This is a genomic window from Actinomadura parmotrematis (genome assembly GCF_019458805.1).
Classification (GTDB): domain Bacteria; phylum Actinomycetota; class Actinomycetes; order Streptosporangiales; family Streptosporangiaceae; genus Spirillospora; species Spirillospora parmotrematis.
Window position 1 is genome coordinate 1 of sequence record NZ_JAIBOA010000060.1, and the last position, 266, is coordinate 266.

The window sequence follows — 266 nt, forward strand, 5'->3', positions numbered from 1 at the left end:
GACCGGTACCGCGCGGCTGGAGACCACCTACGGGGTCTTGGAGATCGGGGAGGGCGACTACGCCGTCGTCCCCACCGGCACCATCCACCGCTGGATCCCCACCGGCACCGAGCAGGTCCGCGCCCTGACCATCGAGGCGCGCGGCCACATCCGCCCACCGGGCCGCTACCTGTCGCAGCACGGACAGTTCCTCGAACACGCCCCCTACTGCGAACGCGACCTGCGCGGACCCACCACCCCGCTGCTGGCCGACGGCGACAACGTCC

Annotated in this window: 1 pseudogene; it reads left to right on the forward strand. The window is 72.2% G+C overall.

What is annotated here, in order from left to right:
• Positions 1 to 266 (forward strand): annotated as a pseudogene (locus tag K1Y72_RS35850) (homogentisate 1,2-dioxygenase); the annotation flags it as partial.